This window comes from Winogradskya humida (genome assembly GCF_016862215.1).
GTDB lineage: Bacteria > Actinomycetota > Actinomycetes > Mycobacteriales > Micromonosporaceae > Actinoplanes > Actinoplanes humidus.
In genome coordinates this window covers 87,988-113,176 of sequence record NZ_BOMN01000040.1, presented here as the reverse complement: position 1 = coordinate 113,176, position 25,189 = coordinate 87,988, and the positions used below count along the sequence as shown (strand labels likewise).

Annotated in this window: 20 protein-coding genes and 1 pseudogene; 6 read left to right on the top strand and 15 right to left on the bottom strand. The window is 65.0% G+C overall.

The window, feature by feature from the left end:
* The first annotated feature begins 102 nt into the window (after positions 1-102).
* Positions 103-1,728: a ThiF family adenylyltransferase gene (locus tag Ahu01nite_RS16740; protein ID WP_239158900.1), complete on the top strand. Its 1,626-nt coding sequence runs from the start codon at positions 103-105 to the stop codon at positions 1,726-1,728.
* Here Ahu01nite_RS16740 and Ahu01nite_RS16735 read toward each other — a convergent pair.
* From Ahu01nite_RS16735 to Ahu01nite_RS16690, 10 genes are all read right to left on the bottom strand, one after another.
* Positions 1,718-2,890, bottom strand: a complete 1,173-nt coding sequence (locus Ahu01nite_RS16735) for an SAVED domain-containing protein (RefSeq protein WP_203837445.1) — start codon at positions 2,888-2,890, stop codon at positions 1,718-1,720. The genes Ahu01nite_RS16740 and Ahu01nite_RS16735 overlap by 11 nt on opposite strands.
* A 91-nt stretch (positions 2,891-2,981) precedes the next feature.
* Positions 2,982-3,893, bottom strand: a complete 912-nt coding sequence (locus Ahu01nite_RS16730) for an SMODS domain-containing nucleotidyltransferase (protein WP_203837444.1) — start codon at positions 3,891-3,893, stop codon at positions 2,982-2,984.
* A gap of 196 nt (positions 3,894-4,089) precedes the next feature.
* Entirely contained in the window at positions 4,090-4,404 is a 315-nt protein-coding gene (locus Ahu01nite_RS51815) for a class I SAM-dependent methyltransferase (RefSeq protein WP_369076633.1), read from the bottom strand.
* Between the two features lie 159 nt (positions 4,405-4,563).
* Positions 4,564-5,082, bottom strand: a complete 519-nt coding sequence (locus Ahu01nite_RS16720; protein WP_203837443.1) for a P-loop NTPase family protein — start codon at positions 5,080-5,082, stop codon at positions 4,564-4,566.
* Between the two features lie 239 nt (positions 5,083-5,321).
* Entirely contained in the window at positions 5,322-7,985 is a 2,664-nt protein-coding gene (gene alaS, locus Ahu01nite_RS16715; protein WP_203837442.1) for an alanine--tRNA ligase, read from the bottom strand.
* 220 nt (positions 7,986-8,205) lie between these two features.
* The gene (locus Ahu01nite_RS16710) at positions 8,206-8,961 is read right to left on the bottom strand and encodes an HAD family hydrolase (RefSeq protein ID WP_203837441.1); all 756 of its coding nucleotides are present in this window, start codon (positions 8,959-8,961) and stop codon (positions 8,206-8,208) included.
* Positions 8,958-9,500 carry an orotate phosphoribosyltransferase gene (locus Ahu01nite_RS16705; protein ID WP_203837440.1) on the bottom strand — a complete coding sequence of 181 codons (543 nt, stop codon included), beginning with the start codon at positions 9,498-9,500 and terminating at the stop codon, positions 8,958-8,960. Before Ahu01nite_RS16705 ends, Ahu01nite_RS16710 begins: the two co-directional genes overlap by 4 nt.
* On the bottom strand, positions 9,494-10,069 hold the full coding sequence (locus Ahu01nite_RS16700) for an SLOG cluster 4 domain-containing protein (RefSeq protein ID WP_203837439.1): 576 nt from the start codon (positions 10,067-10,069) through the stop codon (positions 9,494-9,496). The genes Ahu01nite_RS16705 and Ahu01nite_RS16700 overlap by 7 nt, the downstream gene beginning before the upstream one ends.
* A gap of 5 nt (positions 10,070-10,074) precedes the next feature.
* Positions 10,075-10,944, bottom strand: a complete 870-nt coding sequence (locus Ahu01nite_RS16695; protein ID WP_203837438.1) for a hypothetical protein — start codon at positions 10,942-10,944, stop codon at positions 10,075-10,077.
* Between the two features lie 32 nt (positions 10,945-10,976).
* Positions 10,977-11,819: an aspartyl/asparaginyl beta-hydroxylase domain-containing protein gene (locus Ahu01nite_RS16690; protein WP_203837437.1), complete on the bottom strand. Its 843-nt coding sequence runs from the start codon at positions 11,817-11,819 to the stop codon at positions 10,977-10,979.
* 477 nt (positions 11,820-12,296) lie between these two features.
* Between Ahu01nite_RS16690 and Ahu01nite_RS16685 the strand changes: the two genes are divergently transcribed.
* A complete protein-coding gene (locus Ahu01nite_RS16685) occupies positions 12,297-12,572 on the top strand; it encodes a hypothetical protein (RefSeq protein WP_203837436.1) in 276 nt (91 codons plus the stop codon).
* Here Ahu01nite_RS16685 and Ahu01nite_RS16680 read toward each other — a convergent pair.
* Positions 12,556-13,365 carry an SAM-dependent methyltransferase gene (locus Ahu01nite_RS16680; protein ID WP_203837435.1) on the bottom strand — a complete coding sequence of 270 codons (810 nt, stop codon included), beginning with the start codon at positions 13,363-13,365 and terminating at the stop codon, positions 12,556-12,558. The two genes, Ahu01nite_RS16685 and Ahu01nite_RS16680, sit on opposite strands and share 17 nt — an antisense overlap.
* 231 nt (positions 13,366-13,596) lie before the next feature.
* Here Ahu01nite_RS16680 and Ahu01nite_RS50415 point away from each other — a divergent pair.
* The 4 genes and pseudogenes from Ahu01nite_RS50415 to Ahu01nite_RS16660 form a co-directional block, all read left to right on the top strand.
* Positions 13,597-13,803: pseudogene (locus tag Ahu01nite_RS50415) on the top strand (hypothetical protein); the annotation flags it as partial.
* Entirely contained in the window at positions 13,796-15,235 is a 1,440-nt protein-coding gene (locus Ahu01nite_RS16670; RefSeq protein WP_239158899.1) for a TRM11 family SAM-dependent methyltransferase, read from the top strand. The pseudogene Ahu01nite_RS50415 and the gene Ahu01nite_RS16670, both read left to right, overlap by 8 nt.
* The gene (locus Ahu01nite_RS16665) at positions 15,232-15,438 is read left to right on the top strand and encodes a helix-turn-helix transcriptional regulator (protein WP_203837433.1); all 207 of its coding nucleotides are present in this window, start codon (positions 15,232-15,234) and stop codon (positions 15,436-15,438) included. Before Ahu01nite_RS16670 ends, Ahu01nite_RS16665 begins: the two co-directional genes overlap by 4 nt.
* Before the next feature lie 3 nt (positions 15,439-15,441).
* The gene (locus Ahu01nite_RS16660) at positions 15,442-16,659 is read left to right on the top strand and encodes a tyrosine-type recombinase/integrase (RefSeq protein ID WP_203837432.1); all 1,218 of its coding nucleotides are present in this window, start codon (positions 15,442-15,444) and stop codon (positions 16,657-16,659) included.
* A 558-nt stretch (positions 16,660-17,217) separates the two neighbouring features.
* Here Ahu01nite_RS16660 and Ahu01nite_RS16655 read toward each other — a convergent pair.
* The 4 genes from Ahu01nite_RS16655 to Ahu01nite_RS16640 all read right to left on the bottom strand — a co-directional run bounded on the left by Ahu01nite_RS16655 (position 17,218) and on the right by Ahu01nite_RS16640 (position 25,186).
* Positions 17,218-18,723: a protein kinase domain-containing protein gene (locus Ahu01nite_RS16655; protein WP_203837431.1), complete on the bottom strand. Its 1,506-nt coding sequence runs from the start codon at positions 18,721-18,723 to the stop codon at positions 17,218-17,220.
* A gap of 117 nt (positions 18,724-18,840) precedes the next feature.
* Entirely contained in the window at positions 18,841-21,954 is a 3,114-nt protein-coding gene (locus tag Ahu01nite_RS16650; RefSeq protein ID WP_239158898.1) for a type I restriction endonuclease subunit R, read from the bottom strand.
* On the bottom strand, positions 21,951-23,219 hold the full coding sequence (locus Ahu01nite_RS16645; RefSeq protein WP_203837430.1) for a restriction endonuclease subunit S: 1,269 nt from the start codon (positions 23,217-23,219) through the stop codon (positions 21,951-21,953). Before Ahu01nite_RS16645 ends, Ahu01nite_RS16650 begins: the two co-directional genes overlap by 4 nt.
* Positions 23,216-25,186, bottom strand: a complete 1,971-nt coding sequence (locus tag Ahu01nite_RS16640; RefSeq protein ID WP_203837429.1) for a type I restriction-modification system subunit M — start codon at positions 25,184-25,186, stop codon at positions 23,216-23,218. The genes Ahu01nite_RS16645 and Ahu01nite_RS16640 overlap by 4 nt, the downstream gene beginning before the upstream one ends.
* Positions 25,187-25,189: the final 3 nt, after the last annotated feature.

Genomic DNA, 25,189 nt, shown 5'->3' with positions numbered 1-25,189 from the left:
GGAGACGTCGAGGTGATGGGCCGCCATCGGCTCGATCGGTCCGGTGATATGCGCCTTCGCTTGCGGCTCCGGACTTCTGACATACCTAGCGCCGGCCGGGGAATGGTGCTGGACAAGCATCATGAGGAGTTCACCGTCACCATCGGCGGCTCCGACCTGACACCCCCGCGTGTGGAGGTAGATCATCTTCGGTTCCTTCATCAGGCGCACGTACTCCAGGGGCGTCGGCTGTGCGTCTACCTCGACCCATCGAGGGAGTGGGACCCGATCCATGGCTTCGGCGGTTTCCTCGACCGCCTCGTCGACTGGCTCGCCGATGCGGCAAGTGGTCGTTTCGACGCCCAGACCGCGCTGTACCACGCCGTCGGCGGCGTCCTTCACGCTGCTAACGGCGCCCCTACCGTTGTCGTGCGAGATGCGGTCGAATCCGATCGGCGTGCCCGCCATGGATGGCTGGTGGCCCGGACACCGCATCGGTTTGACCTGCTTCTCAACCGCCCCTCGGGGTCTAACCATGGCGATCACGTCCCCGTCGTCATCCTCGACGCCGATCTCCCCTTCGGCGCCGGAATCAACCTTGGGACGCTGCTCCTGACCGTCGACAACCCCTACCACGGCTATCCCGCGCCCGACGGCACTCTCCCGCGCCAACAGACAAGCTTTAGCCTTTCCGGGGTGGTCTTAACGGTCCTCGGGGCAAGCGCAATCCGAAAGGCCGACGGCACCCCGCAACGACTGCTCATCGCGGTCCCTCACCCAACCGGCGGTCCTCCCCACCTGCTTGCCGCCAACATCCCGGCCGCCGGGGCAGACCTCATCCGCGCGCTCGTTAAGGCGAACAGGAAGAAGGAGCCCATGACTTCCATCGATCCCATGCGGGTCGACCCGGCCATCCCGGTCGAGTGGTGGCCGGTCTCCGACGAGCGCGACGAGGTCACGATCCGACGAGACTCGGGGCGCCCGGTCGCCGCCTACGCCGACAAGACGGTCCACATCTGGGGCTGCGGCGGCCTCGGTTCGTGGATCGCAGAATACGTCGTCCGCGCCGGAGCAAAAAAGGTTGTCTTATGCGACCACGGCACCGTTTCGGGTGGTCTCCTCGTGCGACAGAACTTCGTGGAAGCCGATGTCGGAAACACGAAGGTGGAAGGACTTGCTCAACGCCTGCGAGCCATCAGCGATAAAGTAGACGTGGTGGTGAGGGAGGCAATGATTCCGACCACGGAAGATGTCGCGGAGACCGACCTGATCATCGACGCCACCGTCAGCGTCGCGATAAGCCGGATACTCGACAGCTTCGCGGCCCTGGACCAGCGGCCGGCACTAGCTCAGGTCGCTGTCGACGTCAGGACGGGAACGTTGGGCATCATGACCGTCTCGATGCCGCCGCTGAGGGTCGGGCCACTGACAATTGACCGGAAAGCCGGAGCGAAACTCATTTCGCAGGGAACCCACGAGGCATTCCATCGCCTATGGAAGACGGCGGCATCTGGGGACGAGATCATCCCGACGCGCGGCTGCTCGGCACCGACCTTCCACGGCTCTGCCGCCGACCTGGCTGGAGTTGCCGCGAGTCTAACCAGCATCCTCGGAGCTCATCTGGGTGCCGGAACGGCCCTCTCCGGCACCCATCTCATCTCGCTTCCGCACGGCGAAGCCGGTCCGTTGCGCGCCTTCGTGCTGGCCGAAGCGCCTGACGGTCCGCCGGCTGATCTCATCACAGATTGATCGTGAGCACACCTTCGTACAGGGTCGACCCGCGTTCGTAGACAGTCACCGGCGGATGGACGTCCCGCATAACCGCACGGCCAGCCTCTATTGCTACCGTGATCGGCGCCGATGCCACAAGATGCCACCGCCGGGCAGTCGGATAGCGGGCCTCGGCAGTAGCCAGCGCGATCCGCCACTGCGCGGCGAAATTGGCCAGCGATTGCTCGTGCGAAATCAGCGTCGGGTCCGGAACAACGTCGACTGGCCGGATCTCGACCCGGGGTAAACCGGCGATCTCCTCAGGCATAAACGCGGGGTTCACCTCACTCGTGACCGCACACAGGAGCACGACGTCCTCGGCGCCGGCTTGCGAGCCGGTTACAGACACCTCGAACTCGACGGGTTCACCCTGATTCGTCCAAGACCAACCGACGAACTGGTCGCGATTTTTCTGAAAGATTCGGGCTGGCGTCTTATCATCTAGGTGCCACCCCAGATAGACGAGCAGTGGGATCGGCGCGATAGCGAAGACAGAGATGTGCTCGACATCACCACTGTCAACGGCCTGGCCCACGAGATTCAGGGTGTCGTCGATGGCCTGCTGGCCTGCCTCCCAAAACCCGCGTCCTCCCGCCGCACCGTGAATCCGGCATGCAAAGTCGCCGCTACGCTGAGTCTCGACAAGTCCAAGATAGTTGATCGCCAACAGCGTCTCTGTCACCTCGCGCTGGGAGGCAAGCGCGAGTGAGCCTCGGATCAGGCTGCCGACTCGGAGCGCCGCGGTCCGAGTCAGCCCACCGTTGTCGGTGACCATCTCAATGCGTCGCTCAAACGACTCCTTGATCTGCCGAAGCTTCTCCGGTGGGAAGAAGTCGATGTGATCGGGATGGTCGATCACCTTGTGGCAGTCGTGGCACAGGAGGAGCAGATTTTCCTCGGCCTCTGTATCGAGCACCCCATCGTTGTCCTTGCGGCGAGGCGAGTCGGAGCCGTCGGTAGCACCGATGTTGTGCGCGAGTTCGGCAAGAAGGACCGAATGAAGGTAGGTCCTGGAGTCGCCGAGTAGCCGTCGGTTACAGATAGTGCATCGGCCCGCAGCGCGCGCCCAGAGGGCGTTGCGGACCGCGTCTTTGATAGCACCGCGCTTAACGGCCGTATTGCGATGGTCGGTGGTGGTCACGGTAAGCCTTCGGTCGGAGCCGACGATTGCCGGGAACGATCAGATTGGTAACGAGAGCAGGTGCTCCAGCACCGATCGTGCCGTGTCGGGGTCACGTGGGTGGGGCGAACCCCTCACCGAAGATTTCCTGCCATAGCTCGATGCTTCCAGCACGCCGGGTCGCCTCGTACGCTTCGGAGATTTTGCCGGCGTAGCCGTGGAACCGAGTGCGGAACTTTGCGTATGTGGGCTGGCTCAGCCGGTGCTCGAAACTGACCCCTGGGCAGCTCGGGTCCGGAAGGTGCGGCAGATCCGGATATTTCTGTAACCAACTGTCGGTTGCCTTGACTAGTGAGGTAAACGCGGTGGGCAGATCGCAATATCGATCAAAGAAGGCATCGAGGCGGTTGACCTGCCCGCCCACCACCACTGTCAAGATAACCGACGGTGCGTCGAAGGTTCCCTTGTAGTCCCGCATGTACTTTAGCAGCCGAACGGTGGTGCGGAGGTTGCCGCCGGCCACACGGTCGCGGCCGAGCATCCACTCGCTGAAACCCTTGGGGTTGATCTCCTCGAACTGGTTCTTCTTGCGGTCCACGATCAAGTCCCGGTCGAACCATCCATACTCGTGAACATATGGGACAAGATCAACGTGGCAGTCGCCAGCATAGGACACTCGGACGCAACGGGTCTTCAGCGTAATCCGACTACGGTAGCGACCGCTCTCGGCCAAGGTCTCGTACATCGAGAGAAGATACTGCCGCGGGTCTGCCGACCAGCTTGGCTGCCTTTTCATCCTCACGAGGAGATCCGCGTCGAACTCCCGGTCCGGTAGCGGTTTAATGATTGTGCGGTGTGCCCAGGACCCTTGCCGGACGAATCCCTTGACGATCGAGGAGAGCTCCGAATCCTCGCCCAGGTACCCGCTAAGCGCAGCTACGTGTTTCTCCAGTCGATCGAGGCGGTGCGGGTTGATATTGACGACATTCCGGAGCAGACCCGCAAAGTAGTCATGCAGCCTCACGTCGTCTCCCTGGCTTGATCGGGGTGCATCGTAGCGGCTCGTTGGGTGACACACGCCGTCCGGCCTGATGACTTGGCCGCGTCATGGCGTTCAGATTGTGGTGGTCGCGGATCCCGTACGCGTGCGACGGCTCAGTGACCAGGAAGGTCGGCTACTGCTGAGGATTGCGCGCAGAGGTACCGGTTCACCGATCCGGTTACGTACTACTCGTTACGGGCGATCTCGGCGAGGGCCTGCTCGGGGTGGGCGGAGTGGTAGAGGCGGAACGCCGCGACGGCCAGGTCGATGTCGGTAACGACCCCTCGAAGCCGGTGAAGTCGGCGCTCACGAGCAGCGCTTCGTGGTTCTGGGCGCGTAGCCGGTCGGCGACGACCGCCAGCAGGGCCGGGGACTGATCGACGGCGACGATGGCCGCTGACGGGTATTGGCGGGCCAGTGCGACGGTGGTGGTGCCCCGGCCGCATCCGATGTCAGCTACCCGGTTCGGAAGCGGGTTGGTGGCTGCCGCCAGGATCGTGATGGTGGCCGTGGCGTCCGCACCGGTGGTCTTGGCTCGGTGCAGGGAGCGGGTGCGCTGCGCGAGCGGGGCCGCGGCGGCGTAGAGGGGGCCTCGAATGTGGGTGGGTCGGTGAAGGGGGCGCTCGGGGTGGACAGGGTTGCCTCAAAGGGGTCAAGGGCCAGCTTGGGCGGTGGTGTCGAGTTGGTGGAGGAACTGGTTGGCGCGCCTGCGGCTGGTGAATTGCAGGTAGCGCACGTGCTGGCCATGCTCGGCGAGCAGGTTGTTGACGCGTGGGCGCATGGTGCGCCGGTAGCCGAGGATGTATTTCACGAAGGACCAGGTGATGCGGTCATAGACGCCGTCGGTGTGCTGGCCGCCTCGGTAGTGCCACCGCCGTCGGGCGATGCCCCAGAGGCAGGTCCACGCCGGCAAGTCGAGGAAGATCACCGTGTCGGCGCGGGCCACCCGGATCGGCAGGGTGGACGCGTAATTGCCTTCGACGAGCCACCGCTCGGTGGCAACAAGTTCGTGCTGCAGGGCAGCGAACTTGTCCTGCGGGAGGGCATTCCAGGCGTCGTCGTAGTACAGCGCGTCGAGGTTGGTGACGCTAAGTCCAAGCCGGTCGGCGAGGCTGCGGGCGAGGACGGTCTTTCCGGAGCCGCCGCAACCGATGATGGCGATTCTGTCCATGGGCGGTGACGGTAAACCCCGACCAGTACGGGTGCGGGGCGGCAGGCCGGGCATCAGTCGACCAGGCTACGGGGCAGGCGGGACAACTGCCAGTCGATGACTTCGAGCTGTCGGACTTGCGGAACAGGTCCAACCGCTGTGCAAGCAAGCCGTAAGCAACTCAGGATGTCCACCCTGCCGATGGCGGATGACTCTTCGATGAGGCGGCATCCGCTGTAGCTGATGCCGCCTCATGGCCTCTACTCCCGTGTCGCTGTGATCAGCGCGGCTTCGGCCTGTCCGAGCGCACGTTGCAGCAATTCGGCGTTGCGTCCTCCTGCGCTGGCTAGAGGGCCGGTTCCGCCCGCTCCGCCGCCGATCGTTTTGGCCGCTTCGATCAGCAGGTCGCGTGCTTGAGCGCCCCGAGCGTGCGTCTGATCGTTGATCGCCGCGGTGAGCTGCGCCTTCCCATCGGTTGTGGCTGCGAGGATGACGCCTGCGGCGGTATTGGCGGGCAGGTGGCGCAGGACGGCTGTGGCCAGGGTGCGTAGTTCGGGGGCTGTCACGTCATTGACCACGGCCGTCACGATCGTGCCGCCGTCGATGGTGCGGCGCTGCTCGGCGAGGTGGCTGCCGATGGCGGTCAGCTCGCTTTGTCTGTGGCCGGCGAGAGCTTTCTCGGCGTCGGCCAGCGCGGCGAGTCGCTTGGTCAGGACGTCGATGACGTCGTCTGGGCGGGCACCGACGAGTTGGGTGACTTCTTCGAGGAGGCGGCGTTCGTGGTCGGCGTGTCGGAGGGCGTCGCTGCCGGTGAGGGCTTCGATGCGGCGTAGGCCGGCGCCGATGGAGGATTCGCCGAGGATGCGGACGGGTCCGGCTTGGGTGCCGTGGCCGACGTGGGTGCCGCCGCAGAGTTCGCGGGAGGCGTCGCCGATGTCAACGATGCGGACGTGGTCGCCGTACTTGTCGCCGAAGAACGCGGTTGCACCGGCCGCTTCAGCCTCGGCCCGGGTGGCATGCCAGACGCGCACCTCTGGGTCTTCCAGAAGATAGTCGTTGACCAGGACACCGATGCTGTCGAGCTGGGTGTGGTCGATGGGCGCGAAGTGGGCGAAGTCGAACCGAAGCCGACCGGGCGCTACCAGGGAACCTTGCTGGCGGGCGTGGTCGCCGAGGCTACGGCGCAACGTCGCGTGCAGCACATGTGTAGCGGAGTGTGAGCGGGCGGTGGCGGCACGGCGGTGGGGGTCTACGACGGCATGGGCGGTGCGGCCGGTGCGGGCTTCCCCGGCGGTGACCATGCCGGTGAGGATTTGGAATCCGTCGAGTCCGTTGCGCGTGTCGGTGATGTCGATGGTGGCGCCGTCGGTGGTGGTGAGGGTGCCGGTGTCGCCGACCTGTCCGCCGGATTCGGCGTAGAAGGGGCTGCGTCCGATCACGATCTCGACCTGCTGGCCCTGCTCGGCGGCCTCGACCGCCTGGCCGTCGCGGAGCAGGGCGAGCAGGTCGGTGTCGGTACTGGTGTGGGTGTAGCCGATGAAGTCGGTGCGGCCGTGTTCGGCGAGTATGGCGCGATAGGTGTCCTGGCGGCGCATGGTGTCGGCGGTCTTGCCCTTGCCGCTCTTCTTCGCCCGTCGTCGTTGCTCGTCCAGCAGGGCGGCGTAGCGGTCGGAGTCGACGGTGAGTCCGGCGGCGTGGGCGGCTTCGAGGGTGAGGTCGATGGGAAAGCCGTAGGTGTCGTGCAGCTCGAATGCGGTTTCTCCGGCCAGCCGGTTAGTACCGGTGGCGCGGGTGCGGGCGATGGCGGCGTCGAGCAGGCGGGTGCCTTGGCGCAGCGTCGCGCCGAACGTTTCCTCCTCCCGGGTGACGACCGCGAGGATCAAGGACCGCCGTGTTTGCAGCTCGGGCCAGTCCTGACCGAGGTTGTCGATGACGCTGGTGACGACGTCGGCCAGCATTGGCCCGTCGATGCCCAGGGAGCGGGCGTGGCGGATCGCCCGGCGCATTAGCCGACGCAGGACGTAGCCGCGGCCCTCGTTGGAGGGCAGCACCCCGTCAGTGATCAGGAACGCGGTGGAGCGGGCGTGCTCAGCCACGACTTGGAAGGACACGGACTCGTCGCTGCCGTCGCGGCCGGGGAACGGGCGTCCGGCGAGGCGTTCGACGGCGGCGAGGGTGGGGGCGAGCAGGTCGGTCTGGCAGACGGTGTCGACGCCTTGCAGGATCGCGGCGATGCGGTCCAGCCCGAGCCCGGTGTCGATGCTCTTATTCGGCAGCTCACCGACGATCGGGAAGTCGTTTTTGCCGCTTCCGGGTCCGCGTGTGTTCTGCATGAAAACGAGATTCCAGATTTCCAGGTAGCGCTCGCCGTTGGCTTCGGGGCCGCCGGCGGGGCCGAAGGCCGGGCCGCGGTCGTAGCAGACCTCCGAGCACGGCCCACAGGGGCCGGGCACGCCCATGGACCAGAAGTTGTCGTCCATGCCGAGACGCTGGATCCGTTCGGCCGGAACGCCGACCTGGCGCCAGAGGTCGGCGGCTTCGTCGTCGTCCTGGTAGACGGTGATCCACAGGCGGTCGGGGTCAAGGTGGTAGTGCTCGGTGAGTAGTTCCCAGGCGTAGGTGATGACCTCGGCTTTGAAGTAGTCGCCGAAGGAGAAGTTGCCCAGCATCTCGAAGAACGTGGCGTGCCTGGTCGTGCGGCCCACGTTGTCGATGTCGGAGGTGCGCGCGCACTTCTGCACCGACACGGCGCGCGGGTAAGGCGGGGGAACCTCGCCGAGGAAGTAGGGCTTGAACTGGTTCATGCCGGCGTTGGCGAGCAGCAGGGTCGGGTCGTCGGGCACGAGCGGGCTGGACGGCACCCGGGTATGCCCGCGGCTGGTGAAGTAGTCGAAGAAGATACGACGGATCTCGGTGGAACGCACAGCAGGGCCTCACATGGGCGACGGGATCGCGAACGCACCTGGAAACCCCGCACCAGCCATCCCGCGCAAGGCACGGTAGGAAGACAGGCTGCGGGGCCCTCGCCGGTGCTTGTCCAGGCACGGTTCGCTAGGGCTACAACGGTGGGAAGACGTCAGGTCACGCCGAGCCAGGCCGAGGGGTCAAGCGAGGACGTAAGCCTCGTTCCCCAGCTCGGCGCAGCTAGCTCGCCGCCCCACCATGCCCATACCCGCCTATGTCCGCTCTGCCGTGGTGCCCACCGCCGCTCACGGGCTGATCCCGGATCGCGCGGTGACGCTCCAAACCGTAGCCTACCGTGACCGGCGGGCGGCCCAGAGCCATTGCCACGATGTCGGTGGGCTCGAGAAGCAGTAAGTCCGCCCCGGCCTCGGTGAGCGCGCCCGCGTCCCGGTAGCCCCACACCGCGCCGCCGGTATGCACACCAGCGGCGTGGCCTGCACGAATGTCGGAGGCGGTGTCTCCGACAAAACACGCCTGATCGGTGGCGACGCCGAGCCTGTCCAGGGCCAGCCAGATCGGATCGGGGGCGGGTTTCGGCGGGGCATCCTCGAAACACACGATCGTGTCCACCAGGTCATGGACTTCGCCGAGGTCGAGCAGATTGACCCGGTGGCGGCGTTGCAGCGTGACGATGGCTTGTCGGCAACCGGCCATCCGGATACGCCACATCACTGCGGTGATGCCCGGCACCAGGGCAGCCTTGTGGGCGTGACGCGCGTAGGCCGCGTCGAAATGAGCGTCGAAGATCTCGTCGGCGTGCTGGACGCCGAGCGCGGCGAGAGCGCGGACCGGCGGCAGATATGCCAGGTGTTGTATCTGCTGGCGGGGTGGTGTGGTGCCCAGCGCCGTACGGGCGACCTCTTGCAGGGTGTCGATCACCGTGGACCGGCTGTCCACGATGACCCCGTCCAGGTCATAGAGAACCGCGTGGATCATGATCGTCTCGGTGACGGTGAGGGCGTCGTCGCGGTCTCGTCCACAACGGCGTTGACCTTGATTCCTTGGCCGGCCAGCAGAGACTTCGCCTCGCCTTGGCGGATGAGGATGGCGACCGCCATCGTCGGCAGGGTTCCGGCCTGACGTAGCGCGGCGGCGGCGATCAGGATCTGCCTGCCGGAGCGAATTACGTCGTCCACCATTGCCACCCGCGCGCCGGGCGCCGGCTGGCCTTCGACCTGAAGGCAGGTGCCGTAGGGTTTCGCCGTCTTGCGGATCAGGGCCGCTGGGAGGCCGGTGGCCGCCGAGACCGCGAGCGCGAACGGCACCCCACCCAACTCCAGGCCAGCGACGACATCGACGTCCGGCGGCAGGAGCGCGGCCAGCGCTAGGCCAGTCTGAAACAACAGGTCAGGGTCTGCCGCCACGCGGTACTCATCGAAGTACGACGTGAGTGTGCCCCCGTTCGGCAGCGTGTAGCGGCCGGTCACGGTGCCTACGCTGACGACCCGCTCGACCAACGCCGTGGTGCTCAGCATGGTTCGCTCCCCTGGCCGCCAAGGGCACCCGGTGGTTGCAGCAGCGGGCCGAGGTCGGCAATGTCGCTGATCTCGTGCAGGAAGCCCAGCGGTCGCGTCGGGGATGCGTAGATCCACCCTTGTCGGCGCAGGAACGAGGTGAATCGCTGCGCTGTGGCCCCGGCGATCACCACGGGCACGGCCCGGATGTTGCCTGCGTACCAGATCGCAGCGGTCATCTCGTGCAGCGTGCCGATACCGCCGGCCATCGCGATGATGACGTCAGCCTCGTCGAGGAAGGCGTGCATGCGCTCGCCCATCGTGGCCAGCAACCGGGCCTCGGTGACGTGCGGGTTGAACTCACCCCACCGCATCCCGTCGAGGGTGACCGCGGCGACGGTGCCGCCGTGTGCGGCGGCGCCCTTCGCGGCGTGTTCCATGAGCCCGTTGTAACCGCCGTGCAGCAGGACAAAGCCGTGCTCGGCCAGCATGGCGCCGATGTCATTGGCGAGGTGTTCCTCGTCCGGTGACGCGGGGATGCAGCCACCGAAGAACACGGCATTACGGGAGGCGGTGTCGCCGCTGGTCATGGCGTTCACATCAGCTCCAGGTAGTGCCAATAGGCGCTGATGGCCGTGCGGAGCCCGGCGACGGCGTCCGGTGCTGCCCTTTCGGCCACGTCGAGCGCCGTGGTCAGCGCGGCGGTCAGGTCGTCGGCCGTCGGTATGGGATGGCCGGAGATCAACCGGTCGAGATCCGCCAAGCACTGCCGCCCCATGGGCGTCGCGCCGATCTCTTCGGCAAGCTGATACCAGCCGTAGAACGCCGACCCGGGCGTGAGAGCTGTTTTGATCAGGTTCTTGGTGGCGGTGTGCAGCGCGAACATCTCCGCATAGGCAACGTAGCGTTGACCTCGGGTGATCCGCTTACGGATCATGTGACCAAGGACCAGAATCTCGACCAGTAGCTCCTGGGCGGTGTACGGCCGTTCCAAGGTGCTGTTGATCAGCCAGTCCACCTGGCTGTGCCGTTGGGAGTGCTCACCGTCGGACTGATAGACCGGCATCGCCTTCGTCTGCGCGAGCACGGTGTCCAGACGGCTGACCGGTACCGCGTACAGGTCGATCTGGTGCAACTTGCCTTCGTGCGGGACGAGGAACACGTAGCCGAGCCCGCCCATCCGGGCCACGATCGTGTCTCGCCAGCCGGGCAGGATCGCGCCGAGCTCGGCGCTCATCAGGGTGTCGATGATGCGGATGAAGGGGCCGAAGCTCGGGTCATGCACGGCGACGATGAAGTCCAGGTCCGACAGTCGGTCAGCGGTGCCGGCCGCCAGAGATCCGCGCACGTGCAACGAGTGCACGGCGTCACTGCCGCTGATTACCTCAACGGTTTTCTCCAGCAGACCGAACTGGCGCGGCAGATTCACGGCGGCGACGTCATCCAACAAGCGGGTGCTGTTCACGGGGTCTCCAAACTGAAGGGACGCACGAAGGGTCAGGCCAGGCCGAGCATCACGTTCTTCTTGGACCGCCAACGCTCGGCGTCGTCGTCGCGGTGCAGACCGGCGTACATGTCGGCGATCAGGTCGTAGGCTCGCCCTTCAGCAAGCGCGTACTGATAGAACAGCTCCAGCAAGGCGGTCTCGGCGGCGTGGTCGTAGCCCAGCTCGGCCAGGCCGGTCGCGGTCGTGACCGTCTCATCGAGCACCGACTGCGAAGGTTCCGGCATCCGCGCGGCGTCCCCGGCAGCGGCAGCATCACCCTGGTTCAGGTCATGGAATGCCGCGTCGGCGTAGCAGTCGATGATCAGATGGATGCGTGACGGTCCGAACCTGTTGCACACGCCATGCGGACTCGTCGGCGTCAGCCGCCATACCCGGCCGACGCTCATGTGCACCTTCGTGCCACCGACGACCAGATACGCTGACGGGTTCGTCACCACCGGCACGTGCAACCGGTGCCGCTCGACCTCATCCAGCTCGCCGTAGTCGCGGTGCTCCCATAGAAAGGCACCATGATCCAGGCGGGCCAGCCGAGCCCACATGCACCTGACTCCCAGACCGGCAAGTAACTCCTGCATTGCAGGCATCCGCTCTAGCAGGGCCGTAGGGCGAGGCCGCGGACAGTCGCGGATGGTGACATCACGCGGATCGCCGGTGTCGTTCATCAGCGATAATGTGTGCCAGCCGCCGTTCTGATAGTCGCCATACTCGGTCACCCAATTACGAGGCACAGTCAGCGCCTCGTGACGCAAGCGTTCCACCGTGCTGGACTCCAAGTGCCGCAGCGCGGCGACTTCCGCCGGAAGCGCCACCTCGGCAACGGGTATAACCGTCATCTGTCTTCCCTTCCTGAACTCGCGGAATGGTGCCCTTCGGGATCGGCCGCTTGCGCGTGATGTCGCTGGTGGTGGGCGGTGCGCCGAGCATCGGAGGATGAGGCCGGGCGCACGCCCACCCGGTTGCGGCACCGTCAGGCCGGTGACGTGCCGCAGCCCTACGCGGTTGCCCGGGACGCCGTGGCAGCGACGTGCCGGGTCCGCGCGGACAGGTCAGGGTCGGCGGGTGGCGGTGTGGGCGTTGGCCAGAACAGGTAATAGTCCAGAACGGTGGTTCGGTGATGCCGAGTAGTCCGGGGTCGCGCATGGCGGCCAGCTCGGAGGCCAGCAGTTCCCCAGGGCGGGGGTAATTGAAGACGGCAGTCAATAGCTGCGTCACGACTCGCCTCGGTGCGTTCCTCGACATACCCGGCACAGTGGGCGGATGGCGTCCGGTGGTTGCGGCGTCCCGTCGCCGGGGCGAGAGGGTGCATAGCGATGACTGCCGTAGTCGGGTTTTTCCACCACGACGTATGGCGCGAATTCGGCCATGACTTTCGGATCGCGGGCAATGCTGGCCGCGATGACAGGATCGAAGCAAATGTGGAATTGATAGTTGGGAAACTCGGTGATGGCCGCCGCCACTTGCACGGCAATGGAGTTTCCGCCTTCTCGGCAATGTGGCGCGTGGAATTCGACACCGGGCGGATAGTGCCTCGGCGGGCCGGCGCCGGAACCCTCGACTGTGACCCGAGTTTCACCCATTTTCGTTAAGACCCCGAATCTTGTCCGAGTTTTTTGGGACGGTGGCAATGACTCCGTATGCGGAGACCTCTACGGCAGACGACTCGGGCACCGGTTCGACTTCAGGAAACCACTCCACGACAGACCTGATTCCGGGCTCCGAGATGTCGAGTCCATCGACAAAGCGCAGTACCTCGTCCTTGGACCTGGCGCGGAACCTGCCATTCGCTGAATCGGCGGTTCCATCGAATTGGTGGAGAGTTTCGTCTCCGCTGGACAGGACGACGATGCTGCCCGGTGGGAGAGCTCCGATGAGCTTGGCAACGTTGCCGTAGGGGTCATCGTCGTCGGTGAGGAAGTGGACGACCGCGACCAGGAGCAGCACGATCGGCCGGGTGAAGTCGAAGATCTCCAGCGCCGGGTCTGCCAGGATCGTGTCCGGGTCGCGCAGGTCGGCTTCGATGTAGGAGACGAAGTCGCCCGTGCGCAGCGCTCGGGAGTGGGCCATGACGAGGGGGTCGTTGTCGGCGTACACCACCCGGGCGTCCTTGGCGATCTCGTGGACGGTCGGTGAAACCGGGATACCGCACCCGATGTCGAGGAACTGGTCGAATCCGCGTTCTGAGAAGTGCTTGACGGCGCGCCGCATGAATCGCCAGTTCTCGACCGCCGCGTCCTCGACCGTGGCGAAGGCCGCCGCGATCCGCGCCGCTGATTCTCGGTCGGCGGCGAAATTGTCTTTACCGCCGAGCCAGAAGTTGTAGCGCCGGGCCGGATGCGGAATCGACGTGTCGATGATGTTGTGGTTGTCGGCGGCATTCATGCGGGACCTCGACGTCGTGGTGTGCGGATGCGTCCAACTGGACTGCCGTGTGCCGACCCGCCCTCGGACGGGGCGGCACACGGCAGGGTGGGGCTAGGAGATGTGCATGTTGAAACGTGTTGCCGCACCGGGTGCGACGTGGTGCGGGTGGTGCGGGGTGCGCTTGCCGTTCAGGGCCTGGCCGATCCACCGCGAGTAGTAGACGAACGAGGTGTCGCAGCCCCGGCACCTCGCTCGACCGTCATTGCCGCCGCCCGCACCGCCGGACTGCTCTACCACCAGCACATCCCGGCCCTGCTCGTGCGCCTGCCCGAGGCCGACCCGCGCACCGAGCCCCGCCAGGCCGACCGGCCTCCGCTGCTCGCGGGCCGTCACGTCCGCGCGCACCGAGATCTCGTCGTCTTCGCATCGATCACCCCGGAGGCCGCTGATGTCTGAGCTCACCCCCGAACCCCGCCCCGCCTCTGTCGTCCCCACCCCCAGTGCCGTCCCCGCCAGCGACGCCGTCCCCGTCCCCGCCTCCGGGATCATGGACGCCTCGGTCGCCGGGTCTGTCCCCGTCCCCGCGATCGGCACCACGGACGCGTCGGTCGCCGGGTCCGTCCCCGTCCCCGGTGTCGTCCCCGTCCCCGCCAACGGTTCCGTCCCCGGCTCCGTCCCGCCGCCCGTCCCCGACTCCGTCCCGGTCTCCGGTTCGGCCGCCGCATTGCTCGCCCAGGGATATCCAGGCTCGGTCTGGCTGACCGGGCAGCAGCCCTCCCGGACGCTGCGTCAGGGCCGGTACACGCCGGAGTCGATCACCCATCCCGGCAAGATGCTGCCCACCATCGCCCGCTATGCCATCAACACCTATACCGACCCCGGAGACCTCGTCCTCGACCCGATGGCCGGCATCGGCACCACGATGGTCGAAGCCATGCACCTGGATCGCCACGGCGTCGGCGTCGAGTACGAAGACCGATGGGCCGCCCTGGCCGCCGTCAACATCGCCCTCGCCGAAAAGCAAGGTGCCTCGGGCATAGGCGTCATCTACACCGGCGACTCCCGGAACCTGCCGACGCTGCTGCCGCCGCAGATGCGCGGCACGGTCGCGCTGGTGATCACCTCGCCGCCGTACGGGTCGTCCACCCACGGGCATGTCCGCACCCCCGGCGCACGGCGCGGCAAGGTCCGCAAGATTCACCACCGGTACGGCGGGAGCGACAACCTCGCCTACCGCGACCACGACACCCTCGCCGCAGGGTTCTCCGAGATCCTTGCCGGATGCCGGGCGGTTCTGCGGCCCGGCGGTTACGTCGTCATCACCGCGCGCCCTTACCGCCGCCACGGCGAGCTTGTCGACATCCCGGGCATGGTGGTCGCCGCTGGAGAAGCAGCGGGCTTGGAACTGATCGAGGAATGCGTCGCGCTGATGGCCGGCGTCCGCCACGGCGTGCTCGTACCCCGGGCGTCGTTCTTCCAGCAGAAGAACGTCGGCGACGCCATCGCCGACAAAGACCCGCAATGGCTCCTGCAGCACGAAGACGTGGTTGTCCTGCGGCTGTCACCAAACCCCCGGCCCGACTCCGCAAACACCGGATCCGTCCCGGCCGCCGCGCACACCGGCCACAGGCTTGATCCCTCCACCGCGACCCGCGTGGATCGACGTCCACACCCGGCGCACCCCGCGAACGCCAACACCGGCGGTAGCGCCACCGACACCCGGTCCCACCAGGACCGGGACGCCGAAAGGACAGCCGATCCATGCCCGCTTTATCCACGCCCCACCCCCGGGTCCGTACAGCCCGACACCACCACCCACCCATGGCCCACCGATGCCGACAGGTCACGCCCGCAGACCGGTTCGTCCGACACGGCACGCCGCCGATGACTGGCCCGACCACCGAATGGCGACCCGACCCGCTACTGACCATTGACGACGTCGTGGCCTGGCTGCGAAAGCCCAAGCACACCCTCTACGCCTGGCACAGCCGAGGCCAAGGACCACGCGCCATCCGCGTCGGCAACACCCTGCGCTACCGGCGCAGCGAGGTCGAACGCTGGCTCGACGCCCACACCGACCCGGAGAGCTGAGCTGTGGCCCGACCTCCCCTACCTGTCGGAACCTGGGGCACCATCCGCACCGAGACGCTCGGCCCCAACCGGCACTGCGCCCGCGCCCGGTTCCGCGACTACGACGGCAAGACCCGCGACGTCGAAGCCATCGGTCCCACCGGCCCGGCCGCCATCCGGGCGCTCAAGATCAAACTTCGCGACCGCGTCGCCCCTAACGAGGACGAGATCACCAGGGAAACCCACATCAACACCCTCGCCGAGCTGTGGCTCGAAGAAATCACCGCAGAAGAACGAGTCGTGCCGCAGACGATCGACAGGTACGAGAGTGTGGTGCGAACCGCCGTCCTGCCGGCCCTCGGCAGCCTGCGGATCCGAGAGGCCAGCGTCGGCCGCCTCGACAAGTTGCTCCGTGAGATCGCCAAGAATCACGCGTCCGCTGCCAAGGTCGCCAAGGTCGTCCTCGGTCAGATGTTCGCCTTGGCGGTACGACGCGGCGCTTTGACGGCCAACCCGGTCCGTGACACGGGTCGACTACGTACCCCGCGCCGCAAGGTCGTTGCCCTCGATACCGAGCAACTGGACGCCGTGCGCTCGGCGATCCGCAAGTGGCAGGAGCCCACGCCGGGCAAGTCGGGGCCACGGCCCACCGGCGACCTGTCCGACATCGTTGACGTCATGCTCGCCACCGGTGTGCGGATCGGCGAAGTCCTGGCGCTGCGGTGGGCGGATGTGGACCTCGCCGCCGACCACCCGACCGTGACGATCTGCGGCACGATCGTCTTCGTCAGAGGCAAAGGGTTCTTCCGGCAGGATTGGACGAAGAGCGACGCCGGTTTCAGGACGATGGTCCTGCCCCGGTTCGCCGTCGCTGTGTTGATGGAGCGCAAATTCACCGCCGCCGATAACCCCATCGATGCGGTCTTCGTCTCCCGGCGCAACACCTGGCTGTCCCCGCACAACGTCCGTCGACAGTGGCGACAAGCCCGCGCTGACACCGGCCTGGAGTGGGTCACGCCGCACACCTTCCGCAAGACCGTCGCCACGCTCATCGACAAGGAGGCCGACACCGACCAGGCCGCCGCTCAGCTCGGGCACGGAAGCAAGGCGGTCACCAAGAAGCACTACATCGAGCAGCCCGCCCTCGCCCCCGACAGCTCCAGCATCCTCGAACAACTCGGCGGCGACCGGACGACACCCGACCACGAGCGCCGTGATCAGGGACCGCGCCAGGCCGCGTAGACGCGCACGGACAGCGGACCAACAGCAAACCCACCAAGCCGACGCCAACCCGCACGACCCGGTGGGGTGGCCCCTCGGGTATTACGAGCGCCGCCCGAGGCCACATAGGAGAGCAGAAGCCCTGACCAGCAATCCGTTGGTCAGGGCTTCTGCTTGACTCGCCAAAGGGACTCAACCTCCCGGAGGCCGCGCCGTCGAGTAAGCATGCGTCGGCGGTAGCATCCGAGTCGCGTGCTCCGGCATCTCTGCACGCGATCCCCTCAATCAACGATCAGTGAGGAAAAGCGTGGACTCGGCAACCGACGCGTCGGAACGGAACTGCCCAGGAACCGGCCAGAAGGGCAACATCGAATATCAGAAGGGCGGCGACGACTGGTTCGTCAAATGTCCGGTTTGCGGATTGACGTGGGCCGGCGGTAACCACACCGTCGGACCCCACGAGGATTGGCGAACTCGCTGAGGGAGCCGCGCGTCTGGCATGCAATCAGTTGATCTTGAGGAGGTTCCCACCAGAGGTACAAGCTGAAGTCGCGGGCACATGGCACTCCGGTCCTGACGCTACGGCGACTTTTTCATCTGGGCGATACGTCGATCCAAGGATCTGACGTGCACAGATTCAGCACCGAACTCAGCAACCAACTGAGGCCGCAGCGATTCCAGCAGCCGTACGCCGTCGGCTACCCGGCCGACTGCTGGCAGCAGCATCCCCAGCTGATACGACGCGTCGCGGCGGAAGGTGTCCTCGATGCCGGCATCTGCGAGTGCGGCGGTCAAATAATGCACAGCGGTATCGAGTTCGCCGCTCGCGGCGTAGCTGACGCCTGCCTCGTAGCGAAGCTCGGCAGCCCGGTCGTCGTCGCCGAGCTGAGATATCACCTCGTCCAGGACCGCGGCAGCGCGGGTGTGCTCCTCGGCGAGATGTAGGAACGTTCCAAGTTGAAGCTTAACCTCGACGTCGGCTGCCGGATGTCCGGTGGGGCGGGCGACCGCCTCGTCTAGCAGATCAATGGCAGCGTGTAGCTGGTCTTCTTCAGCCAGGGCGGCGCTTTGCTCGATGGCGTCGATGGCCTCGTCGACCGTCATCGGGACTGTCCGGGCACGAGGGGTTGTGTTGCGCGGCTTTCGCGGCGCCAAGGGTCGCAGGAACGGGCGTCGCGGGTCACGGTCGTCGACAGGCCCCTCGACGGCCTGCGCGAGGGGTAGCAATGCCTCGTAGACGTTGGCTGCACTCGGCCGGCCGGCCGGAGCCTTGGCAAGCATCGCGAGGACGAGATCGTCGAGCGCGGCGGGGACGTCAGGGCGGCGGCCCAGACGCAGCGACGGCGGTGCGGTGTTGACGTGGTGGTCGCGGAAGGAGCGGCTGTTCGATTCAGTGAACGGCGTACAGCCGGTCAGCATCTCGTACAGGACGCACCCAAGGGCGTAGATGTCGCTGGGCGGCCCTACCGGATTGCCGAGGATCTGCTCGCGGGACATATAGGCGGGGCTGCCCACGGTCATGCCGAGCTGGGTGAGTTTCGGCAGCGCATGTGCGCCTTGCAGAAGGGCGACACCGAAGTCGAGTATCTTCACCTGACCGTCGGTGTGCACCATCATGTTGGACGGTTTGATGTCGCGGTGCACAATGTCGACCCGGTGCACATCAGCCAGGGTGGCAGCCGCCTGCGCCGCCACCGCAGTGCACCACGACAGGGGTGCCGGTTCGTCGGTGTCGAAGCCAACGATGAGGTCATCCAGGGTCGAGCCGTGGATGAGCTGCATGACGAGGAAGAGCCGGTCATCTGTAGGGTCGACCCCAACGTCGTAGACAGCGGGAACGCCAGGAAGCTCGAGTCGGGCGGTGGTGCGGATTTCCCGGAGGAAACGCTCGCGGTCGGCGGCGCCTGCCGCCGCCAACTCCTCGGTCTCGGGCGTGCCGGCCGGTGGAGTGGGCTGATGCATGATCTTGACGGCGACATCGCGGTCAAGTTGCAGGTCATGTGCGGCCCAGACATGTCCCATACCGCCGCTGCCGATCGGGCCGCCGACTCTGTAACGGCCCGCCAGTACCCAGTCTTCGTCCACGCCCGTCTCCTGCTCGGCCCGTGTCACCGGGTGTCCACTGTCTCACGACGGTCAACATCGGAGGCTCCTGCACGCCTGTCGCTCTGCATGCCGATCCACACGCCGACCTGCGCTGGCTTAGGAATCGTCGGATTCGGCGCTGTCGGTGTTTCGCTGAGCCTGGGCACGTAGCTGCCGTAGCGCTTCGGTCCGGGCCGGGTTCTGAATCAGACGGTAGGCGCGACGCCGGGCCTCGGACCGCACGATGTCCTGGAAGTCGGCGTCATCGAAGTATCGGTTGACGAACGTCGTGTTCCGCTCGTGGTTGCGGGCCACGATGTTGTCCAGCTCCGGGTCGGCGACCTGGGCGAACTTGTCGATGTCGTTGTGCAGTGCCACCTGTTGCATCTTCTCGTCCTCGGCCAGCGTGATGATCTGCTGCGCGATGAGGATCTGGTCGGAGGTGGATAGGTCGTACCCGAATCGTTCGTTGAGGTCCTGGATGACCTCGCTGAGCGGTACTTCCTCGATCTCACGTGGGGGGCCAGCCACTGCGGCGAATCCCGCGATGAGCTGTTCACCGGAGGGTTTCAACGACAGGTCCTCCTCAGCGACCTTCTTGACGCGCAGGTGGCTCAGGGTGGTGTCGCCGATGTCCACGCCGGCGCCGCGCTCGCGGGGCAGGCGCCGGGTGAGGAACCGGCAGTACTGATAGAGCTTCTCCAGGTCGGGATCGGCGAATCCGATGACCTGGGCGAGGAACCCGTACGCCCGGACGTAGTCGCTGACCTCGGATCGGAAGGTCTCGGCCTGGTCGCGGTCCACGTCAGTGAGGGCCTTGAACCGGTCGACCGCGGGTTCCAGCCACCGGTTGAGCTCGGCGTGTGCCCGCTGCTGCTGTTTCGCAGTCGCGGCCGGGTCGTCGGCGCTGAACAAGGCTGCAACGAAGCCGTCCATCTCGCTATCCACGATCAGCTGGTGATCCAGGACGTCGCGCTGCTTGTCGTAGAGCAGGTTCGGGTCGGTCGGTTCGGTGATCGTGGTCTCGAAGTACGGCTTGAACGCCTTCTGCACGTCCTCAGCCTTGTTCGCGAAATCCAGCACGAAAACATCGTCCTGCGTCTTCGCCGGATGGGTGCGGTTGAGCCGGGACAGCGTCTGCACCGCCGCGACGCCGCTCAGCAGTTTGTCCACATACATTGCCGTCAGCAATGGCTGGTCGAAGCCGGTCTGATACTTCTCGGCCACGACCAGGATGCGGTACTCGGTCTGTTTACGGGCTGCGGCCTGCGGGTCGTCGACCTTGGTGTACGCGAACGCGTCCGGCAGCGCCGCCTCGGAGATCGCGTTGAGGCGCGGTTCGGTGTAGTCGATGTCGTTGAGCGTCAGCGTTCCGGAGAACGCGACCAGCGGCGTGCAGTCGGTCAGCCCGCGCTTGTCGATGTAGCGGCGCATCGCCTGGTAAAGCTTCAGTGCGTGCTCGCGGGAGCGGGTCACCACCATGGCCTTGGCGCGCCCGCCGATACGGTCGGCGACCTCGCTGCGGAAGTGGTCGACGATGATCTGAGCGCGCTGGTCCTGCGACTCGGGGTGCAGCTCGGCGGCGCGTACCAGTTTCGCTTTGGCCTTCCGAGGGTCGACCTCGGGATCGGCGGACTCGGCGGCTTCTACGGCGGCGTTAGCGAGGCGCCACCGGGCTTCGTAGGTGATGTAGTTGCGCAGCACGTCGAGGATGTAGCCCTCCTCGATGGCCTGGCGCATCGAGTAGACGTGGAACGGCTCCATCTTGCCGGTGTCCGGGTTTAGGGTGCCGAAGATTTCGAGGGTCTTCTGCTTCGGCGTGGCGGTGAACCCGAAATAGGAGAGGTTCGCGTGCTTGCCACGGGCCAGCGCCGACGCGGTGAGCGGGTCACCCTCGTCGTCAATGTCGTCGGAGCCGAGCCGGCCGAGCGCCTTCTTGAGGGCGTTCGCGGATTCTCCGGACTGCGACGAGTGCGCCTCGTCGATGATCACCGCGTAGTGCCGGTCTGCCAGTTGCGCAACCTTGTCGAGGATGAACGGAAACTTTTGCAGGGTCGTGATGACGACCCGGGCGGTAGCACCGGTCAGCGCGTCGGCGAGCTGCTGCGCGTCCTCGTCGATCTTCTTGACCACCCCGGCGACGTGGTCGAACTGGTAGATCGTGTGCTGCAACTGCCGGTCCAGCACAACCCGGTCGGTGATGACGATGACCTTGTCGAAGACCGGCTTGTTCGCGAGATCGTGCAGCGTGGACAGCCGATGTGCCAGCCAGGCGATCGTGTTTGACTTGCCGGAACCGGCCGAGTGCTCGATCAGGTAGTTGTGCCCGGCGCCCTCGCGCATCGCATGCCCGGTCATCTGCTGCACCGCATGCCACTGGTGGAAACGCGGGAACACCATCGGGCTGGTGTGCGGGTTGGCTTGGCCCTTCTTCGGCACTTCGACGTGCACGAACCGGTGCAGCAGGTCGAGGAAGTTGTCACGCTGCCACACCTGCCGCCACAGGTAGGAGGTCTGATAGCCGTCGTCCTGGGCGGGCGGGTTACCGGCGCCACCGGAACGTCCTGGGCCGTGCGTTCCGACGTTGAACGGCAGAAACCGGGTGTCCGCGCCAGCCAAGCGCGTCGTCAGGAACGCCAGGTGCGGATCAACAGCAAAATGCACGAGGGTACGCCGCGCGAAGATAAGTTCCTTCGGATCGCGCGTCTCGCGGTACTGCTTAATCGCGTCGTCGACGGCCTGGTTGGTGAGCGTGTTTTTTAGCTCCGCCGTCGCTATCGGGATCCCGTTGACGAAGAGCGTCAGGTCAAGTTCGTCCTGCGTCTTTGCCGAGTAGCGCAGTTGCCGGACCACGGTGAGCCGGTTTGCGTGGTAGTCGTCGAGCGCACCCGCCGCCAGGGTGTGACCGGGCCTGAAGTAGCAAAGCTGGACGGTAACGCCACGATCCTTGACGCCATTGCGTAGCACGTCCAAGGCGCCGCGCTTGTCGATTTCGGTGGCGACGCGTTTCGCCAGCTCGGCGCGAGCGGTCTCTCGGTCACCGTAGGCCGCCTCCAACTTGTCGAGCGCCCGCTGCTGAGTCTTCCCGAGGAAGGTCTTAAGCTCGCCGACGTCCAACCCGAGCTCGGACCGGTAGCCGTTCTGCAACCCTCTGTCCCAGCCCAGAGAGTCGACCAACTCGGACTCGATGGCCGCCTCGAACGTCATTTCTTTGTAGACCTCGGAACTCATGACAGATCCGCCCCCCGGCTCGTAGTCACATCCAGTTGTCCGGTCACCGCTGCCGCTATGAGCGCCTGCCGCCGCTCTCTCGCTAATTCTACGAACTTCGCCGTCAACTTCCCGACTTGAAGGACGTAGTCTCGCCGTTGGTCTAGATCGTCTACGATCTGCATTTGGCGGGAAAATTCGGGAAGCCACATAGGAAAAGACTTCAGGGTGTCGTTATTGATTATTCGAATACGAGAATACTGAGCCCAGGACCGGACCTCACTCTGGGCCGCCCAGAGCTGCCACGCTAGGAATCTTGGCACAACTCGACGATTGGCGACGAGTGCAGTCAATTGCTGGTTCCCGGTAGCATCATGGTCTAGGTAGCCCACTTTCCCCAACGACTCACCAATCCCAACGATAACGACTGAACCGGCTGAAAACTTGGGCGCGATCCGGTAGGTGGGTAAGTCGACAAACCTGTCAGCATCATTCATTTGCATTAATCCGTCTAGGGCAGCGGGCGTATACCACGGTATTAGCGAGTCGTCTATTGAAACCGCCGGATGAAGCTCCTCAGGAGTTGCCCCGGTTTTGGCGCTTACGATCATTCTCCTTAAGCTCGTTCGCCGCGGGTCCGCCTTTAGGTCTACTCGTCCGGTGAGTTCAGAAGCCGACCGATGCAAAAGCTCAATGGCGAGGCCGTTTTGTCTGGTCCGCGCTTGGATAAGGCTGTCTATACGGGTGGTTTCGGCGTCGAGAAAATCGGCGATTCGGCGCTGTTCGTCCCACCTCGGCAAGGGAATCGGCGCATCGGCAAGCCGATCACGGTTGAGTTCAATTTGATTTGTCGCACCGACGATCAGGGCTGCATAGATGAAGTCCTGGAAAGGCTGGCAGGAAAGCCAGTAGTAACCAAAGCGGGGATAAACTTCATCGCCGGCGAAGCGGGCGATAGTAACATGGCTATCCGCCATGCAAGGTAACTCGTCTGGACCGCCCTCGAAGAATCCGATGCGACCGAGCGTTCCGGTTCCTGTCGAGTTAATCAGGACATCGTCGGGTCGGAGATTTCCTTTGAGATTTCTGACACTTCCGACGAATGAGTGGTATCTGGTCCGTGACCAATCGAGACCACCCCCCTGGTTGGCCGCTTGGCTGATCGCTCGCACCTCGCCGACTTCGACATAATTCGGCGCACTGCCTCGATTCAAGAGACTAGTTACGTGCTTGAGTCGTGACGTTCTCCAACCGGCGGGCAACTGCTCGTCGAAGATTTGACTCACGAGGTCACCTCGGACAGCAGGGCCTGAATCTGGGACTCGAGAGTGCGGATTTCCGTGTCGATTTCGACGAGGGGCCTCGGCGGTTTGTAGACGTAAAAGTGGCGGGTGAACGGGATCTCATACCCGATCTTGGTCTTGGTCTCGTCAATCCATGCGTCCGGGACGTGTGGTAGAACCTCACGCTTGAAGTAATCGTTGATGTCCTCGTCGAGCGGCACGTTCTCGAAGTCGCGCAGGTCTGCGTCTGGTTCGGGCTGGCCCTTGACGATTTGCAGTTCGCCTTCGGGGTCGCTGACTGAGATGCATGACCAGATGGCTTTAGAAAACGGCGCTGCGGAAGGCCAGACCGTTCCGATTTCGACAGCGGCGGATAGCAGCGCGTCCTTGGCGGCGGTTTTCGTGAGCCACACCGTGCCCGTTAAGGATTTGAAGGCGCCAATCAGCGCGTCGCGGTAGTCGTACTTGGCAAGGGTCTTGTTGTGCGCGAGGGCAGCGAGGGTGTCCTCGGTGATCTCGAAGCGGAGTTTCAGCGGGCGCTCAACGGTGATGCGCCGGTAGCCGAAGTCATTAGTGGCGAAGATTTTGACTCTGGCGTGGTCAGGGTGACTGGCATCGGCCGCGATGCTCAGTGCGTTGCCGTAAATCCTGGTGATGTGAGCGATGTGGTCATCGCCAATCCTTTTGCGCTTGTCGCCGAGGCTCTTGGGCATCTTCTGCCACTGGTCGCGAGCGTCCAACAGTATGACCTTGCTCTTGAGATTTGAGTCCTTGCGGTTGGATAGGATCCAGAAGTAGGTGGAGATTCCGGTGTTATAGAAGAGCTGATCGGGTAGGCCGACGATGCCCTCGAGCAGGTCGTTCTCGAGGATCCAGCGGCGGATGTTCGACTCGCCGGATTCGGCGGCTCCGGTGAACAGCGGCGAGCCGTTGAAGACGATGGCGATGCGGGCGCCGCCGTTCTCCGGCCGTTCCATCTTCGAGATCATATGCTGCAGGAAGAGGAGCGAACCGTCGTTGATGCGCGGCAGCCCCGCCCCGAACCGACCAGCGAAGCCTAGTTCCGCCTCCTCGTCGACCTTTTCCTTGACTTTCTTCCACTCCACGCCGAATGGCGGGTTGGCCAGCATGTAGTCGAATCGCTGGTCCTGATGGCCGTCGTCGCTGAACGAGTTGCCGAGATGTATGTTGGACGCTTCTTGGCCCTTGAGCATCATGTCGGACCGGCAGATGGCGTAGGACTCGGCGTTCAGCTCCTGGCCGAACAGGTGCACTGTCGCATTCGGGTTCAGTGAGGTTACGACGTCCTCGGCGGCCGACAGCATGCCGCCAGTGCCGCAGGCTGGGTCGAGGATGTTAATGACCTGGCCGGGCTCGGTGAGGTGTGCGCTGTCAGGCCCGATTAGCAGGTTGACCATTAGCTTGATGACTTCGCGCGGCGTGAAGTGCTCGCCGGCGGTCTCGTTGGAAATTTCCGAGAAGCGGCGGATCAGCTCCTCGAAGACGTACCCCATCTGGTGGTTGTCGACTTTGTCGGGGCTGAGGTCGACGTCGCGGAACTTTTGGACCACCGGATAGATCAGCTTGGCTGAGGCAAGTTTGTCGATCTGTGTGTAGAACTCGTACTTGTCGATGATCTCGCGAGCGTTGGGCGAGAAGCCGTTGATGTAGTCGACGAGGTTGCGCGTGACATCCGGCGCGGACGAGGCGATGGTGCTGAAGTCCTGTTTCGACGTGTTGTAGAACGGCAGCTTCGCGGCGATCCGCAGCATTTGGTCCTTGTTCGTCATCGTCAGCCTCGCGTCGCGGTCCCAGACGTCCTGCCGGGTCGGCGCCATCACGCAGTCGAGACGCCGTAGCACGGTCAGCGGCAGGATGACCTTGCCGTACTCCGACTGCTTGTAGTCGCCGCGCAGCAGGTCGGCGACCGACCAGATGAAACCGGCCAGATTCTGGTGTGTGCTGCTCACGTC